This is a genomic window from Nonomuraea terrae (genome assembly GCF_044465245.1).
In the GTDB taxonomy this organism is placed as follows: domain Bacteria; phylum Actinomycetota; class Actinomycetes; order Streptosporangiales; family Streptosporangiaceae; genus Nonomuraea; species Nonomuraea terrae.
The window spans coordinates 84,038-99,327 of the sequence record NZ_JBITLL010000007.1; the positions used below are offsets into that span (position 1 = coordinate 84,038).

Here is a 15,290-nt window from a genome sequence, read left to right on the forward strand (position 1 = left end):
AGCGAGCCGGATGACCCTCGACTGGGCTGCCCTGAAGCACGCGTACGGCTCGGCGGGAGACATACCGCAGGCGTTACGGGACGCCGTCGGCGAGGACCCGGAGCGGGCCGCGGAGGCCATCGAGCACCTGTTCAGCAGCATTTATCACCAGGGCACGCTGTACCCGGCGACGCCGCACGCGGTGCCCTACCTGGCCGGGTTCGCCGCCGGCCCCGGCACGCCCAGGCGGGCGGCGTTCGTGGGGTTGCTCGGGGCGATCGCCTCGACCGGGGACGCCGGCCCCGAGGTGCTCGCTGACGTGGACGCGGCCCTGGCCCGCGAGGCCGGCCGGCTGCTGCCGCTGCTGGACGACCCGGATGCCGAGCTCCGTCATCTCGCCACCCACCTGCTGGGCAATCTGCCGCGGGAGTGCGCGGCCGAGGTCGTGCCGACGCTGCGGGCGCGGCGGCGGCGTGAGCGGTCGCCGCGCGTGGTGGCGGGCCTGCTGGCCGCCGCCGGCCGGCTCGACCCGTCGGGCAGCGCCGGCTGGCTGGCCGAGGAGCTGGCGCCGGGCAAGCCGGCCGCCGTCCGGGCCGGCGCGCTGTGGGCGATCGTGCACGCCGGGCTGCCGTGGCCGGACGCAGCCTCGGCGGTGGTCCTCGACTGCTGGCTGGACGGCTCCCCGCTGACGAACTGGATCTGGTCGGACGACCCGTTCGGCGAGATCGTCGCGCGCAGCGACAGCGCCGCGTTCGCCGAGCTCTGCCGCACGCTGCTGGAGCGGGGAACGCCTGAGGCCGCGGGGAAGGCGGTCGACGCGGCATACGAGCGGTGCACGCGGTCGCGTTCCGCCCGCGCGGAGTGCGCGCCGCTGCTCGCCGCTGGCGTCCACCACCCTGACCTCGGCGTACGTGTCGCCGCCGCCCGGGCCATCTGTGACGTGCCCTGCGCGGCTCCGGCGGCGGCCGACGCTCTGGCGGCCTACGTCGCCGACCCGCCGCCCGTCGCCGTCGAGGACGCGAACTCGTCCGAGGGCCGGTTGTTCGCGGCGGCGTTGGAGATTTTGGTCGTGCTCGACGACCCGCGCTGGCGTGAGCCGTTCGTGGCCGCGCTCGTCTCGGGCGGGATCGTCCCCCACCTCGTGGGGCTGCTCGTCGACAGCGACGTGGCCGTCGACTCCGCGTTGCTCGCGGTGGTGCGGCGACGGCTCGCGGCGTCGCCTCTCGAGTGGCAGGAGCAGGGCGGCGGGTACGACGAACTGCTCGCCAGGAACCGATGGAGCAACGAGCTGAGCGCCCTGACCCGGCTGCTGCGCCACTGGGGTCCGGGCGCTGCCGACGCGGTGCCGGAACTGATCCGTCTCGTCCCGTACGAGGGCTGGTGGGCCGTTTCGGCGATCGCCGCGATCGGCCCGGCGGCCTCGGCGGCGGTGCCCGCGCTTACCCGGGCTCGCGATGATGCGGGGGTGTCCTGGCGGCATCGCCTTGAATGCGCTCAGGCCCTCGTCGCTGTCACCGGGGACGTCGCCCAGTTGAGCTGCTGCGTCGCCGAGGCCTCCGGCGGCGAACCCGTGCTCGCGGCGCGGGCGGCGCTGCGGCACGGGCTGCCGCTGGACGATCTGCTTCCCGCGCTGCGCGATCTCGCCACGGTCGACCGAGGAGACGACGCGTCCGATGTCCAGGCCAGGATCGATGCCGGCCGCCTGCTGCTGGAGGCCGGCGACGCCCGTGCGCCGCTCGTCGCCGCCGCGGGTGCGCTCGACAGCGGCAGGCGTGTGGCGCAGGCGGCCGAGCTCGCCGGTCTGATCGGGCCGCACGCCGCCGACCTCGTACCGCGGCTGCGGGAGTTGCTCGACGACCGTCATGACCACGCCGACGTGGCGCTGGCGATCCGGCGCGTGACCGGCGAGGCCGCGCCGCTCGTCGACGCCGTACGGCGCCGGCTCCCGCGGATGGGAGCCGGGAACTGGTTGGTGGAGGCGCTCTGCGAGCTCGGCCCTGACGCCGCTCCGCTCCTGCCGGAGCTGCGGGAACTGGCGTACGGCGACGCCGCGACAGGCGGGATCGGCAGCTACGGCCACCAGGTTCGGCAGGACGAGGAGGAACGCCGCCACCTCGTCACCGTCCTGGCAGAGCTGACGGCGGTCCCGTGATCGTGGAGGAGATGACCTGGCTCCCGTGGCGAACGGCGTAGGGTCCCGCCATGGCACACGAGAGGGTCCGCGGTGCGTTGCACCATGTCGAGATCTGGGTTCCCGACCTGCCGCGCGCCGTCGGTAGTTGGGAGTGGTTGCTGGGGGCGCTCGGTTACACGCTCTACCAGGAGTGGAGCGACGGGCGCAGCTGGCGGCTGGGGGAGACGTACATCGTGTTGGAGCAGTCGCCGGCGCTCAGCGCCGACCGGCACGAGCGCCGCCGCCCCGGCCTGAACCACCTGGCGTTCCACGCGGGCCCCCGCGCAGAGGTGGACGCCCTGGTCAAGGAGGCTCCCGCGTACGGCTGGACGCTGCTCTTCCCCGACCGCCACCCGTACGCGGGCGGCGACCAGCACTACGCCGCCTACCTGGAGGACCGGGACGGGTTCGAGGTCGAGCTCGTCGCTCGATCCACGAACGCCGATCTATGGCCGGAGAGATAAGGCCTGTTACGGGGCGTTTCAGGGGACTTCGCGGGGAGTTCGGTGCTTCGTTAGATATGAGCGGATGATCGGGATAGCGTCGGGTTTTGGTAGATCCGTAATGGAAGGGCATTGCTTCATGCGAAAGATCCTGACGCTCACCCTCGCTGCCTCCGCCTCCCTCGGCCTGTTCGGGTCGTCGGTCTCCGCCACCCCTGCCGACCGCCCCCGGGACCTCCCCGCGCAGATCGACGGTGGCGCCTGGTCCGAGGGGCACGTCCAGGGCATGGCCATCGACCGGCGCAACGGCTACATGTACTTCTCCTTCACCAACGTCCTGGTCAAGACGGACCTGGGGGGCAACCCGGTCGGCTCGGTGACGGGCTTCACCGGCCACCTGGGCGACCTGGACTTCAACTCCCAGGACGGCCGCGTGTACGGCTCCCTGGAGTACAAGGAGCAGGAGTCGTTCTACATCGCGATCTTCGACGTCGACCGCATCACCAGCATGAACATGGACGCCCAGACCAGCGACGTCGTCAGGACGGTCTACCTCAAGGAGGTCGTGGACGACTACGTCGCCGACATGAACGGGGACGGCAGGTTCGACGGCAACGTCGGCAACACCCCCGACCACCGTTACGGCTGCAGCGGCATCGACGGCGTGGCCTTCGGCCCCGAGTTCGGAAAGCGGCACGGCAAGCAGAAGCTGACCGTCGCGTACGGCATCTACTCCAACGTGAACCGGCAGGACAACGACCACCAGGTCCTCCTGCAGTACGACGTCCAGCAGTGGAAGAAGTACGAGCGGCCGCTCACCGAGAGCGACCCGCACAAGAGCGGCCCCGAGCGCGTGGACGGCAAGTACTTCGCCTACACCGGCAACACCAGGTACGGCGTGCAGAACCTCGAGTTCGACGAGCACACCGGAAACTGGATGATGGCCGTCTACCGGGGTGTCAAGCCGCAGTTCCCCAACTACTCCTTCTTCATGGTGGAAAGCGGTGAGAAGCCCAGGACGGGCGAGATCGTCGGCCAGCCGGAGCCCGAGCAGGGCGAGCTCCTCACCCTGGCCCCCGGCGGGCTGGAGGACGCGGCCACCGGCGTCAGGGGCTGGGAGTTCACCGGCGAGTACGGCCTGGTCTCGCTCGGCGACGGCCGCTACTACGTCGCCAAGGCCGGGACGGTGACCGAGGACGGCGTCTCCAAGCACACCGGCGTCGCCGAGCTCTACCGCTGGACCGGCCAGACGCCGACGCCGTTCGTGAAGGGGTGATCCGAAGCCTTAGCGGTCTGTCATAAATCTTGTTAAGGTCGTCCCTCAATCCTCAAGTTCAGGTAAAGGGAGGGTCATGAGGGCCACCGCGAAGATCGCGATCGTTGCCTCCGTGCTGGCCGGGGCCGCCGTCCCGATGGCGGTGACGGCGCCCGCGGCCGGTGCGCAGGCCGCGCCGGCCTGGGTCGCCTATCACGGCGTCAGCGCGGCCGACAGCGTCAAGCGTTTCCACCAGCTCAGGGACCAGGGCTACCGGCCGATCACGGTGAACGTCTCCGACGGGCAGCGGTACGCCGCCGTGTGGGTCAAGGACGGTTCGTCCGCCGCGTGGGGCATGTGGCAGGGCATGTCGGCGAGCGGGTTCCAGAAGCGGTTCGACGCCGAGCTGAAGAACGGCCTGCAGCCGGTCTCCGTCTCGGCCACCGGGCCGGCGAGCTCGCCGGTGTTCGCCGCCGTCTTCGAGAAGAAGAGCAGCAAGTTCGTCTCGAAGTTCGGCCTCACTGCGTCCGCATTCGCCGCCGCCACCGAGAAGGCCGCCGACCAGGGGCTCGCGCTGACCTCCGTGGACGCGTACGGCACCCCGGGCGACATCCGGTACGCGGCCGTGTGGAGCGCCAACACCGGCGGCGCCTGGTACTACACCTACGGCAAGTCGCGGCAGCAGCACGAGGCCGAGTTCTACGCCAGGAAGGAGAAGGGTTTCCGGCCGGTCACGATCGCCGTGGCGCCCGACGGCACGTACACCGCCGTGTGGCGCAAGGACGGCGTCCAGTCGTGGGCGCACTACGTCGGCATGAACGGCTCCGGCTACCAGAAGCGCTTCGACGCCCTGAAGTCCAAGGGCCTGGCCCCCGTGCAGGTCAACGCCGAGAACGGCACGTACGCCGCGATCTGGCAGTAACGCGGGCTCAGCGTTTCGTCGCCCTGTCCGCCGTCGCGTCGGCGGCGTGGGCGATGGCCTGACCGGCGGTGCGCAGGCGGCCCGCGAGCTCGCGTTCCCCCGCCCGTCACCTCTCCAGGATGATCGTCGCCCGTCGTGCCACGGGCGACGATCGTCGTGGGCCGCCGCCGCCGTAGAAACGCGGCGTCAGGCCGGGTGCGCACCCCATCGGTCCTGATGGAGGACGGCGGCCAGCGGGCGCCGTCGTCGCCAGCCGTGCCGTTCCAGGTCAGGGGTCTCTTCGAGGTGGGTGACCGGGCCGAGGCACAGCCAGGCGACCGGGCGGATCCCGGTGGGGATGCCGAGCAGGTCCTGGACGAAGGGCTCGCGGTAGAACGACACCCAGCCGACGCCGAGCCGTTCGGCGGTCGCGGCCAGCCACAGGTTCTGGATGGCCAGGCACACCGAGTACAGGCCGGCGTCCGCGATGGCGTGACGGCCGAGCACCGCGGGGCCGCCCCTGTCCGCGTCATAGGTGACCACGACGGACAGCGTCGATTCGAGCACCCCATCGATCTTGATCCGGGCGAACCGCTGGGCGGCCTCGCCGTCGAGGGTGGCGGCGAAGGTGGCCCGCTCGTGCTGTACGTGGTCGTGGAAGGTGCCGCGGAGCCGGACGTCGCGCACCACGAGAAAGTCCCATGGCTGGGACAGCCCGACGCTGGGTGCGGCGTGCGCCGCCGACAACACGCGGTGCAGCACCTCGTCCGGCACGGGCTCGCCGGTGAACTGGCCGCGCACGTCGCGACGGCGGTGGATGACATCGTAAAGCTGGCTGTTCAAGGCAGGCTCCCGCTGCGTCGCGCCCCTGGTGGGGCGGTGGGCGCGAGGCCGGTCTTCGGACTCCCGGATCAACGCCTGACCGCCCGCCTTCCCAGCCCTCGCGGGCCAGTGGCTGTGCTGCGCACGTGGGCGGCGGCTTCCCGGTCACCGCGGCGGGCCCGTGCCGGAATCACACCGGCTTCCCGATTCTCCTCGCGACCGCGAGGCACCTCGCAACGTCTTGCCAGGGGGTATCGTAACCGATCACCGAAGTCGCGCTGCTTGGGATGTTTCCGGCCGATCGAGCGGCCTTGCCGAGGTGTGGCCTTGGCCCGCGGGGACGGCCGGGACCACCAGGCGGGGTGGTCGGTGGCCGGCCTCCTCGATCCGCCTCATGGTCGCGGTCCGCCGCCTACAGGGCCGACAGCAGTGCCGTCACCTGCTCCAGCGGCTCCTGGCCGATCGGGCGCACCGCGACCGTGCTCGCGCCGGCCGCCCACAGCGCCTTCACCTGCGCGGCCGCCTCCTGAGGAGTGCCGGAGGCCGTCGCCACGTCCTCCGGCGCGATGCCCAGGAAGCCCGCCTGCCCCTCCACCAGCGATCTGTCGACCTCGCCGCCGGTGTGCAGGTAGGTGAAGACCACCAGCTCGTGGTCGCCGTCCGCGCCGATCCGCTCGACGATGCCGGGCAGATCGGCGGGCCCCACGCCCTCGGGCACGATCGTGCCCTGCGCCACGCGGCCGGACAGCGCCAGCGAACGCGGCCCCTTCACCCCGGCCAGCACGGGCGGCGGCACCGCCGGCGGATGCACGAGCGACACCCCGTCGAGCCGCACCGCCCTGCCGTCGAGGGTGACCGTCTCACCGCGCAGCAACGCCCGTACGGACGTGATCGTCTCCTCCAGGAGGGTCAGCGGCGACGGCACGGCCGCGCCCACCTGGCGCATCCACTCCGGAACGCCGTGCCCGATGCCGGCGGCCAGCCGGCCGGGGTGCAGGCGGGCCAGGTTGGCCAGCTCCATCGCCAGCAGCATGGGGTTGCGCAGCGGCGCGGGCGTGATGCCGATGCCGACGCGCAGCCGCGAGGTGACGGCCAGCGCCGTGGCCGCCGCCGAGATGCCGCCCGTCCAGCCGAGGTCCTCGACCACCCACAGATCGTCCACGACCGTCTCGTCGAGCGCCCGCGCGAACGGGACCAGCCGCTCGGGCGGCAGATCGCGGTCGAACATGACTCCCAGCCTCATGGTGCCCTGCAGTAGTAGCGGAACAGCCGCCCGGTCTCCGAGTACCCGGCGCGCAGGAAAGCGGCGGCGGTCGGCACGTTGCCGACGTCGGTGCCGGCGATGACGCGTTCGACGCCGGCCTCGGCGAGCGTGCGGGTGCCCCTGGCCAGGAGGTCGTCGACGTAGCCGTGACCGCGGTGCTCGGGGACGACGCCGATGTAGGCGATGGAGCGGTCGTCGGGGGCGACCAGTCCGACGGGGGAGTCGCCGAGGTAGCCGATGACGAACCAGTCGGGCTCGGCCTTGCGGTTGACCAGGTCGTCGTACACCCAGCGGGCCTCGTGCTCGGCGCCGACCCTGGCGACCTCGGTGCGCGTGTCGTGGTCGAGCGAGCCCTCGGAGATGCGGACGAGGAGGTCGATCACCTCGGACGGGTCCATCCGGCGCGCCGGCCGGTACGTCAGCCGGCCCCGGTCGTCGGGCAGGTCGTCGGGCAGGTCGTCGGGCAGGTCGTCGGGCAGGTCGTCGGGCAGGTCGCCGCCGGCCGCCCATGCGAGCAGCAGCCGCTCGACCTCCATGACGAACCCGGCCCCGATCAGGGCCTGGTGCGCGACGGCGCGATCGGCGGCGGGGGTGAGCCCCGGCTTGAGTGAGATGTCGTGGATCGTCTTGGCCACCCCCATCTCCTGGAGGCTCCGGCGCAGCAGCGCGGCGGCGGCCTCGGGATCGGGGCCGGGGTCGAACTGCCAGACGAGCACCGGGTCCGCGCCTTGGTAGGGGGCCCAGTAGGCCAGGTGGGCCCGCCCTTCGGCGAAGCACCACTCGGGGCGGGTCCGGCCGCCTTCGCAGGCCGCCCGCAGCTGGGCGCGCGCAGGCTCGGGGAACCGGTCGATCAACGTGAAGCCCTCCGCGCGTGAGGGGGCGCTCCCGCGAGTGCCCGCGATGACCTGACCATGCTCTCGCAGGTTCGGCACATCTCGCGCCGGGTCAGGCGGCGTCGGCCAGTGACGCGTGCGCCTCGCGGAGGGAATCGCTCGTCTCGAAGTGGCGGTCGAGGTTGGTGATCGTCAGCAGGTGGCGGATCATGCCGGGCGCGAGCACCAGGATCATCCGGCCGCGCTGGCGCCGGACCTGGTTGAGCGTGGCCACGAGCACCCCGAGCCCGACCGAGTCGCAGAACGGCACCTCGGTGAGGTCGAGCACCACCTTGAGCGGATCGGCGGCGGTCAGCACCTGTTCGAGCTCGGCCCGCAACCGGGGGGCTCCGGCCACGTCGAGGTCGCCCACGACATGGATCACCGTACAGGGGTCCTCTCGCCAGCACCTGACCACCATGGGACTCACCTGCCCGACCCGCCGAAAGTTATGCTCATTTCTTACATATGTTCTGCATTGCCGTTTTAGTCGTTGGTGTAACACTCGGCTTGGCGGTTGGTGCGGAACTGGGCTTTTGCTGGCGAACTTTCAGCTGGTCGGAGCCGAGAACGAGCTCGATGCCGTCGATGTCCACTTCGCGGAGCTCGGCGCCTGGAATGGCCTCGGCCACGACTTTCGCCGATTGTTCCAAACCCGCGCCATAACGGATGACCGTTTTGCGGTAATCCTTCTGATTTGTGTTTCCGGGCTGCCCCGGCACCTTGAACCCGTACGCGACCAGCGCCGTCTTCATGCGCGCGGCCAGGCCCGTGATGAGAGTGCCGTTCTTGACCTTGAGCGAGATCTGCCCCGGCGCGGGCGGTGACGGCTTGGCCGACGCCGCCGTCGGCGGCGAGGCCACGGCGGTCGGCGTGGGCCGCGCCGGGTCCTGGTCGGCGTCGATCTTGGCGAACATGTCGCGGGCCGCCCGCTTGTCCCACAACACCGCCGACTCGCCGGTCGGGGTGCGGAAGTCGACGTCGGCCAGCGGCACGTCGGCGAACGTCACGTCGTCGAGGGAGACGTCGCGCAGCTGCGTGGCCAGCCCCAGCAGGCCGTCGTCGGGATCGACCTTGACCGTGCCGAGCGTGCTGTTGACGAACGAGGCCAGCTTGGCCGGGTTGGCCAGCGTGTCGGCGCTCAGCGCCCGGTTGAGCAGCGCCGAGATGACCTGCTGCTGCCGGTCGATGCGGTCGAGGTCGGAACGGGCGGTGGCGCGGGTGCGGGCGTAGTAGAGCGCCTGCACGCCGTCGAGCTGGTGGGTGCCGGCCGGCAGGTTGAGCGCGATCTTCGTGTCGTTGATCGGCACGGGCGTGCACACCGTGACCCCGCCCAGCGAGTCGACCACGTCGATGAAGCCGAGGATGTTTACCTCGATGTAGCGGTTGATCTCCAGCCCGGTGGCCGCCTCGACGGCTTCCTTCGCCAGCTTGGGCCCGCCGAACTGGTACGCCGAGTTGATCTTGTGCTCGCCCTTGCCGGGGATCGTCGTCCAGGTGTCGCGCGGCAGGCTCACCACGGTCACCTTCTTGTGGTCCTCCGACAGGTGGACGACCATCATGGTGTCGGTGCGCTGGCCGGACTCGCGGCCCAGCTTGAGGCGGTTCTGCTGCTCGCGGGTGAGGTCGTCGCGCTTGTCGACGCCGACCAGCAGGATGTTCTCGGCGCCGCGCGAGACGGCCGTCACGCCGGCGTCGACCGTGCCGATCTGGCGCGGGGTCGCCCACACCACGCCCGTGGCGACCAGGATGGCCGCCGACAGGAACCCGGCCACCAGCACGTTGCGGCGGCGCGCCCGGGCGCTCCTGCGCGGCCTGCGGGCGCGGACGGGTGCGACTTTGACGCCGCCGTAGGCGTCGCCGCCCACGAGCACACCGTCGTCCTCCCCGTCCGGGTCGCGCATGCAATCCCCCTCATGTCACCCCGGAGGATCAGGCTTTCGATTGCCCTCCTCCCCTGCCCGTACAGTAGCGTGAGCCCCGCCATGAAGCAGTTCCCCGACTCGCCGCACGCGCCCGCGCAGACGCGCGGCTGGCCCCCCATTTCCGTCGTCATGCCGGTCCTCAACGAGGAGCGGCACCTTCGCGAGGCCGTCGATCAGGTCCTCGCCCAGAACTACCCAGGCGAGATCGAGGTCGTCCTCGCCGTGGGTCCTTCCCGAGACCGCACCCAGGAGGTCGCCGACGCCATCGCGGCGGCCGACCCGCGGGTGGTCGTCGTGCCCAATCCCACCGGGCGCACGCCCAACGCGCTCAACGCGGCGATCGCCGCCTCCCGCAACGGCGTCATCGCCAGGGTCGACGGGCACGCCATGCTGCCCCCCGACTACCTGCGCGTCGCCGTCGAGACGCTGGCCGAGACCGGCGCCGACAACGTGGGCGGCATCATGGCGGCCGAGGGCGTCACGCCGTTCGAGAAGGCCGTCGCCTGCGCGATGACCTCCAAGATCGGCGTGGGCGCGGCGGCCTTCCACGTGGGCGGCACCGCCGGCCCGGCCGACACCGTCTACCTCGGCGTCTTCCGCCGCTCGGCGCTCGACCGGGTGGGCGGCTACGACGAGCACTTCCAGCGTGCCCAGGACTGGGAGATGAACCACCGCATCCGCCAGACGGGCGGCCTGGTGTGGTTCCAGCCGCGCATGCGGGTCACCTACCGCCCGCGGCCCAACGTCAAGGCGCTGGCCAAGCAGTACTTCCACTACGGCCGCTGGCGCCGGGTGGTCGCCCGCACCCACGAGGGCACGATCAACCTGCGCTACCTCGCGCCGCCCGCCGCCGTGCTGGCGATGCTGCTCGGGCTGGTCGTCTCGCCGTTCTTCCCGCTCGGCCTGATCGTCCCGGGCGGCTACGCCGTCGCGATCGTGGCCGGCTCGGTGCTGACCGGCCGCGGGCTGCCCGCGTCGGCGTGGCTGCGGCTGCCCCTCGTGTACGCGACCATGCACTGCTCCTGGGGCTGGGGCTTCCTCACCAGCCCACGCAAACTCGCCCGCCCGTCGGGCTAGGACCCCGCGAAGACCCGCTCGATCGCCGCGTTGAAGCGGGTCATCGCATCGGGATACTCCGGCCCGAGCAGGTGGTTGCGCAGCTTGACGCGGGCTCTGGCCAGGGTGTCCTCGCCGTCGAGGAAGTCGGCGAGTCCCGACAGGTCGGGGCCGATCAGCGCGCCCGCCTCGGTGCTGGGGTAGCGCTCGTGGAAGGCGCGCTCGGACAGCCCCGCCACGTTCGTCACCGCGTACGGCTTCTCGCTGGCCAGGAAGTCGGTGACGACGCTGGAGATGTCGCTGATCAGCAGGTCGCTCTCGTTGAAGCAGTCGTACAGCGTGGGCTCGTCGCCGGTGACGATCAGATGCCTGATGCGCGGCGTGTCGCCCTCCGCCCGGGAGGGGTGACGGGCCTTCGACTTGGCCAGCTCGGCCGCCTCGATCATCGAGACGATCTTCCGGTGCGCCCGCAGCGCGCTCTTGTCGCGGTGGCCGGTCAGCGGGTGCGGCTTGTAGACCACGCGCACGGCCGGCCGGTGGTCGAGCAGCGCCCGCACGATGCGCGGCCCCATGGTGATCAGCGAGGTGTGGAACAGGTCGTCGTTCCAGCCCTCCCACGTGGGGGCGTACAGGACGGTGCGGTACGGCAGCCCCGGGCCCTCCGTCGAGATGCCCTCCAGCTGCGGCCGGCCGACCTCGTGGATGTTCTCGTCGCGCACCCCGACCTTGGCCCGCCGGTAGCGGTCGCGGCCCGCGGGCCCGGCCACCCACACCTCGTCGTACACCCGCGAGAACGGGTTGAACGACGCCTCCTTGTCGCTGTCGCCGTGGTTGAGGAACACGCTGCGCAGGGTCGGGATGCGCAGCATGTGGACGTTCCTGCCGACGTTGGCGACGTAGAAGCAGAGCTTGGCGCGGGACAGGGCGCGGAAGCTCATCAGGTCGGCCGAGGAGGGGATGCAGAGCATCGGCAGCGTGGTGTCCTCCAGGTGGGCGGCCATGCCGCGCTCGCGCAGGATGACGATGGCCCGCCGGTCGATCCGCTCCAGCGTGGGCAGCCACATCCGGGCCTGGTAGGCGGCCTGGGTGGCGCCCGAGAAGTACAGGACGACCTCGGGACGGTACTTCTCGACCTGCTCGCCGATGACCTCCATCACGCGCGCCTTGTCGGTGAGCGGCACGGCCCGGCGTACGTACGGGATCATCGCGAGCGCGCCCGCCGCACCGGCCACGATCGCCAGGCCCGCGCCGAGCGTGGCCGGCACGGCCCCGAAGACCGCGCCGAGTACCGGCAGCGCATCGAGGTAGAGGAACGGCAGGCTGGCCGAGCTGCGCAGCGGCCACGGCGGCATCCTGGGGATGCGCAGGGCGGAGACGTCGAGGTTGCGGGTGGTCACCGGCATCCGGCTGAGCATCTGCCGCAGCCGCATGGCCAGGCCCGTGTGCGCGGCCCGCACCCCGTGGATCGCGAGCACGCCGGCCGCCAGCGCCACGAACCACGGCGAGTCGGGCCCGGCCGTCCTGGCCACCAGCAGCAGCGCCAGCGTCTCGCGGACCGCGAAGCGCAGCGTCGTGCCGAGGTGCACCTTGGCGAGCAGCTCGGGCAGCGGGCGGCCGGCCCGGGGCGCGACGTATTCGACGGCGTACGAGATCGCCGCGACCGCCCCGAACACCACCGGGGCCGGCCAGAGCGCCGCCACCAGCAGCACGGGATAGCAGGCGAGCAAGGCCGCGATCACGATGAGTCTCCTCATGTGATCGCACGGTAACAACCCGCGGGTCAAGTGGCGTCCACGCCACCGTCTATCACTTGCCCCGATAGGTCGGAGATGAGGATGTCAAGTGAGGTCTGAGCGGCGTGGTGGGGAGAGGAGCCGGTATTGACGCAGTTGACCCGGATGCCGTCGGCGGCCCATTCGCGGGCCAGTGCCCTGGTCAGCGCGGCCACCGCGGCGGCGCACGACTCGTGCACCGCGCCGGAGCCGGGCGGCACCAGCAGCAGCAGACTGCCGCGCAGATGAGGCCGGGCGGCGCGGGCCGCGTTGAGCGCACCCAGGTGGGCGGAGCCCACGACGTCGGCGAGGAGCTCGCCGCCCGCCCGCGTCAGGCCGTCCGTGTGACCCGCGCCCGCCGCGACGACCACGTGGTCGACCGCGCCCCCGTCGTCGAGCGCCTTGGCCACCGACGTGTAGTCCGCCACCCGTACGCCGTCGGCCGCCGTCAGCGCGCGCACGCCGGCGCCGCAGCCCGCGGCCTGCCGGGCGACCTCCGCCGCGACCTCGGACCCGCCGAGCACCACGAGGGAGCTGACCGCGAGCGCGCCCCTGTCGCCCGGCGGGACGGGCGCGGGCAGCCCGAACAGCAGCTCCGCGATGTGCAGGTCGGCGGGGTGGGTGACCTTGATGTTGTGCTCGCTGCCCGGCACCAGGTGGATCGGCACCTCCGGCAGGTAGCGCAGCACCACGCCGCAGTCGTCGGTCGCGGGCCGCGACGCGAACCCCGGGTCGGCCATCGCCCGCTCGTACGCCTCGCGGATCACCGACAGCCGGAAGCACTGCGGTGTCTGGCTGCGCCGCAGCCGCGAGCGGTCGAGCACCTCGCCGATCACCTCGCCGTCGGCGACCGGCTCGGCCACCAGGACCGTGTCGGAGCTCGGGATCGCCACGTTGACAGCCGTATGGGTGGCCAGGGCCCGCACGCACTCGGTGATGATCCGCGGCTCCACGAGGGGGCGTACGGCGTCGTGCAACAGCACGTTGCACTCCTCGTCGCCCAGGGCCCGCAGCGCCCGCCACGTGCTCTCCGTGCGGCTCTCGCCGCCGTCGACGACCTTGCTGACCTTGCGGTAGCCGCCCCTGGCCACGATCTCGCGCACCTGGTCGGCGTAGCCGGGAGTCATCAGCACGACGATCTCGTCGATCTCGGGCGCCGCCTCGAACACGGCCAGCGAATGCTCGATGATCGACCGACCGGCCACCTCGACCAGCTGTTTGGGCGTCGCCAGCCCGACCCGCCGCCCCACGCCGCCCGCGAGGAGCACTCCTACCGACCGCAGCCGTGAATCCATACCGGCAGCGTAACGGTGCTGTTCCGTGATATCGCGTTGACCGGTCGCTACGCTGGCTACGCACCCCCCACGTCCACGCACTCCACCCCGACCGGGAGGAGATCTGCGCTTTGCCCGACTCACTGATCCACGGGAGCACGACCACCTCGGCCGTGCTGCTCGCCACGACTCCCGCCTGCAGGCTCCTCAGCGGCGACGGCACCCTGCTCGACCGGCTCGGCGACCAGCTCGCCGCGCTGCCCGTCCGCGACGTCCAGGTGGTGAGCCCGGGCGGTGGCCTCGGGGCCGACCTGCGCGGCGTCGCCGAGATCGCCCGTGCGGCCGGGGGCGCGCTCGCCGTGCTGCCCGCCGACCTGGTGGCGCACACCGAGGCGCTCGCGACCGTGCTCGAACACCCCGCGCGCGACACCTGCGCGCTGGTCTCCCACGACGCCGCCGCCGCGCCCATGCGGCCGCCCGTACGCGTCGAGGGAGGCAAGGTCGTCGCCGCGGGCAGCTCCTTCCACCTCGTGCCCGAGGCGAACGGCACGTTCAGGGGCGTGCTGCAGGCCGGCGAGGCCGACCTGGCCTCGCTCGCCGACGTCGCCGAGGAGCTGGCGGAGCTGGCCGACACGGGCAAGCTCGGGCCGGTCACCCCGGTCGAGGCGGTCGACCTGCTGCTGGTCGGGCTGGTCAGGTCGGGCGTGCCCGTGCGGGCGGCCGGCATCGGGCGGCTGCACGCCGACCGGGTGACCGGCCAGAACGCCGCCGACGCCGCCGTCACCCGGCTGACCGAGGTCGACGAGGCCCAGGTCAAGCTCGACGCCTCGGTCAAGGAGGACGACGGCTTCTTCGCCACCTTCTTCGTCTCCTCCTGGACCCGCCATCTGATCAAGCCCCTCGTCCGGCTCAGGGTCACGCCGAACACCGTCACCGGCATCTCGGTCGCCGTCGCCCTGCTGGCGGCCGTCTGGTTCTCCGCCGGCACCCACGGCGGTCGGCTGACCGGGGCGGTGCTGCTCTACCTGTCGTTCGCGCTCGACTGCCTCGACGGCCAGCTCGCCCGCTACACCCGGACCTTCTCGCCGCTCGGCGCGTGGGCCGACGGCATGGGCGACCGGCTCAAGGAGTACGCCGTCTACGTGGGCCTGGCGGCCGGATTCGGCGGCTCGGGGATCTGGTACCTCGCGGTGGCCGCGATGATCCTGCAGGTCGTCCGGCACGCCCTCGACTACACCTACGCCGGGGCCGCCGCCGACGCCGTCCGGGTCGGGGCCGCGTGGGGCAGGCCCGCGCGCTCCCTGCTGGAGACGCGTGACACCCGCGGCACCGCGTCGGGCGTGCTCGGGCTCGCCCAGCGGCTCGAACGCGACACGGTCGCGCGCTGGCTGAAGAAGATCATCGTGCTGCCCATCGGGGAACGCATGGCGCTGATCGCCGTCACCGCGGCGGGCTGGAACGCCCGGGTCACGTTCCTCGCCCTGCTCGGCTGGGGCGGCGTGGCGGCCCTCTACCAGCTCTCCGGACGGATCGCGAGGTCGGCACGGTGATATC

13 protein-coding genes and 1 riboswitch are annotated in these 15,290 nt (G+C 72.0%); of the genes, 6 read left to right on the forward strand and 7 right to left on the reverse strand.

What is annotated here, in order from left to right; translation table 11 throughout:
- Nucleotides 1-10: 10 nt before the first annotated feature.
- The 4 genes from ACIBP6_RS34490 to ACIBP6_RS34505 all read left to right on the forward strand — a co-directional run bounded on the left by ACIBP6_RS34490 (nucleotide 11) and on the right by ACIBP6_RS34505 (nucleotide 4,772).
- The gene (locus ACIBP6_RS34490; RefSeq protein WP_397058012.1) at nucleotides 11-2,131 is read left to right on the forward strand and encodes a hypothetical protein; all 2,121 of its coding nucleotides are present in this window, start codon (nucleotides 11-13) and stop codon (nucleotides 2,129-2,131) included.
- Nucleotides 2,132-2,181: 50 nt separating this feature from the next.
- A complete protein-coding gene (locus ACIBP6_RS34495; protein ID WP_397058013.1) occupies nucleotides 2,182-2,616 on the forward strand; it encodes a VOC family protein in 435 nt (144 codons plus the stop codon).
- A gap of 118 nt (nucleotides 2,617-2,734) precedes the next feature.
- Entirely contained in the window at nucleotides 2,735-3,871 is a 1,137-nt protein-coding gene (locus ACIBP6_RS34500; protein ID WP_397058014.1) for a hypothetical protein, read from the forward strand.
- Nucleotides 3,872-3,947: 76 nt separating this feature from the next.
- Nucleotides 3,948-4,772 carry a hypothetical protein gene (locus tag ACIBP6_RS34505; protein WP_397058015.1) on the forward strand — a complete coding sequence of 275 codons (825 nt, stop codon included), beginning with the start codon at nucleotides 3,948-3,950 and terminating at the stop codon, nucleotides 4,770-4,772.
- Between the two features lie 186 nt (nucleotides 4,773-4,958).
- Here the strand turns inward: ACIBP6_RS34505 and bluB are convergent, their stop codons facing one another.
- From bluB to ACIBP6_RS34530, 5 genes are all read right to left on the reverse strand, one after another.
- Nucleotides 4,959-5,594 carry a 5,6-dimethylbenzimidazole synthase gene (bluB, locus tag ACIBP6_RS34510; RefSeq protein ID WP_397058016.1) on the reverse strand — a complete coding sequence of 212 codons (636 nt, stop codon included), beginning with the start codon at nucleotides 5,592-5,594 and terminating at the stop codon, nucleotides 4,959-4,961.
- Nucleotides 5,595-5,623: 29 nt separating this feature from the next.
- Nucleotides 5,624-5,822, reverse strand: a riboswitch (cobalamin riboswitch).
- 163 nt (nucleotides 5,823-5,985) lie between these two features.
- Nucleotides 5,986-6,801: an LLM class flavin-dependent oxidoreductase gene (locus ACIBP6_RS34515; RefSeq protein ID WP_397058017.1), complete on the reverse strand. Its 816-nt coding sequence runs from the start codon at nucleotides 6,799-6,801 to the stop codon at nucleotides 5,986-5,988.
- Between the two features lie 11 nt (nucleotides 6,802-6,812).
- Nucleotides 6,813-7,691, reverse strand: coding sequence for a GNAT family N-acetyltransferase (locus tag ACIBP6_RS34520; protein WP_397058018.1), 879 nt, complete (start codon nucleotides 7,689-7,691; stop codon nucleotides 6,813-6,815).
- A gap of 91 nt (nucleotides 7,692-7,782) precedes the next feature.
- A complete protein-coding gene (locus ACIBP6_RS34525; RefSeq protein WP_246075367.1) occupies nucleotides 7,783-8,094 on the reverse strand; it encodes an STAS domain-containing protein in 312 nt (103 codons plus the stop codon).
- Nucleotides 8,095-8,164: 70 nt separating this feature from the next.
- Nucleotides 8,165-9,613, reverse strand: coding sequence for an LCP family protein (locus tag ACIBP6_RS34530; protein ID WP_397058019.1), 1,449 nt, complete (start codon nucleotides 9,611-9,613; stop codon nucleotides 8,165-8,167).
- An 81-nt stretch (nucleotides 9,614-9,694) separates the two neighbouring features.
- Here ACIBP6_RS34530 and ACIBP6_RS34535 point away from each other — a divergent pair, with 81 nt between their 5' ends.
- The gene (locus ACIBP6_RS34535; RefSeq protein ID WP_397058938.1) at nucleotides 9,695-10,711 is read left to right on the forward strand and encodes a glycosyltransferase family 2 protein; all 1,017 of its coding nucleotides are present in this window, start codon (nucleotides 9,695-9,697) and stop codon (nucleotides 10,709-10,711) included.
- Here the strand turns inward: ACIBP6_RS34535 and ACIBP6_RS34540 are convergent.
- Nucleotides 10,708-12,444, reverse strand: coding sequence for a CDP-glycerol glycerophosphotransferase family protein (locus tag ACIBP6_RS34540; protein ID WP_397058020.1), 1,737 nt, complete (start codon nucleotides 12,442-12,444; stop codon nucleotides 10,708-10,710). The genes ACIBP6_RS34535 and ACIBP6_RS34540 overlap by 4 nt on opposite strands.
- A gap of 26 nt (nucleotides 12,445-12,470) precedes the next feature.
- Nucleotides 12,471-13,757, reverse strand: coding sequence for an SDR family oxidoreductase (locus ACIBP6_RS34545; RefSeq protein ID WP_397058021.1), 1,287 nt, complete (start codon nucleotides 13,755-13,757; stop codon nucleotides 12,471-12,473).
- Nucleotides 13,758-13,867: 110 nt separating this feature from the next.
- Here ACIBP6_RS34545 and ACIBP6_RS34550 point away from each other — a divergent pair, with 110 nt between their 5' ends.
- Complete coding sequence (locus ACIBP6_RS34550; RefSeq protein ID WP_397058022.1) at nucleotides 13,868-15,286, forward strand: CDP-alcohol phosphatidyltransferase family protein; 1,419 nt, start codon at nucleotides 13,868-13,870, stop codon at nucleotides 15,284-15,286.
- The last annotated feature ends 4 nt before the right edge of the window (nucleotides 15,287-15,290 follow it).

Bases quoted from the DNA above. Each gene is read 5' to 3' on its own strand.
- ACIBP6_RS34515 (WP_397058017.1), bottom strand. From the start codon at position 6,801: ATGTTCGACCGCGATCTGCCGCCCGAGCGGCTGGTCCCGTTCGCGCGG.
- ACIBP6_RS34500 (WP_397058014.1), top strand. From the start codon at position 2,735: ATGCGAAAGATCCTGACGCTCACCCTCGCTGCCTCCGCCTCCCTCGGC.
- ACIBP6_RS34505 (WP_397058015.1), top strand. From the start codon at position 3,948: ATGAGGGCCACCGCGAAGATCGCGATCGTTGCCTCCGTGCTGGCCGGG.
- ACIBP6_RS34545 (WP_397058021.1), bottom strand. From the start codon at position 13,757: ATGGATTCACGGCTGCGGTCGGTAGGAGTGCTCCTCGCGGGCGGCGTG.
- ACIBP6_RS34495 (WP_397058013.1), top strand. From the start codon at position 2,182: ATGGCACACGAGAGGGTCCGCGGTGCGTTGCACCATGTCGAGATCTGG.
- ACIBP6_RS34535 (WP_397058938.1), top strand. From the start codon at position 9,695: ATGAAGCAGTTCCCCGACTCGCCGCACGCGCCCGCGCAGACGCGCGGC.
- ACIBP6_RS34540 (WP_397058020.1), bottom strand. From the start codon at position 12,444: ATGAGGAGACTCATCGTGATCGCGGCCTTGCTCGCCTGCTATCCCGTG.
- ACIBP6_RS34530 (WP_397058019.1), bottom strand. From the start codon at position 9,613: ATGCGCGACCCGGACGGGGAGGACGACGGTGTGCTCGTGGGCGGCGAC.
- ACIBP6_RS34490 (WP_397058012.1), top strand. From the start codon at position 11: ATGACCCTCGACTGGGCTGCCCTGAAGCACGCGTACGGCTCGGCGGGA.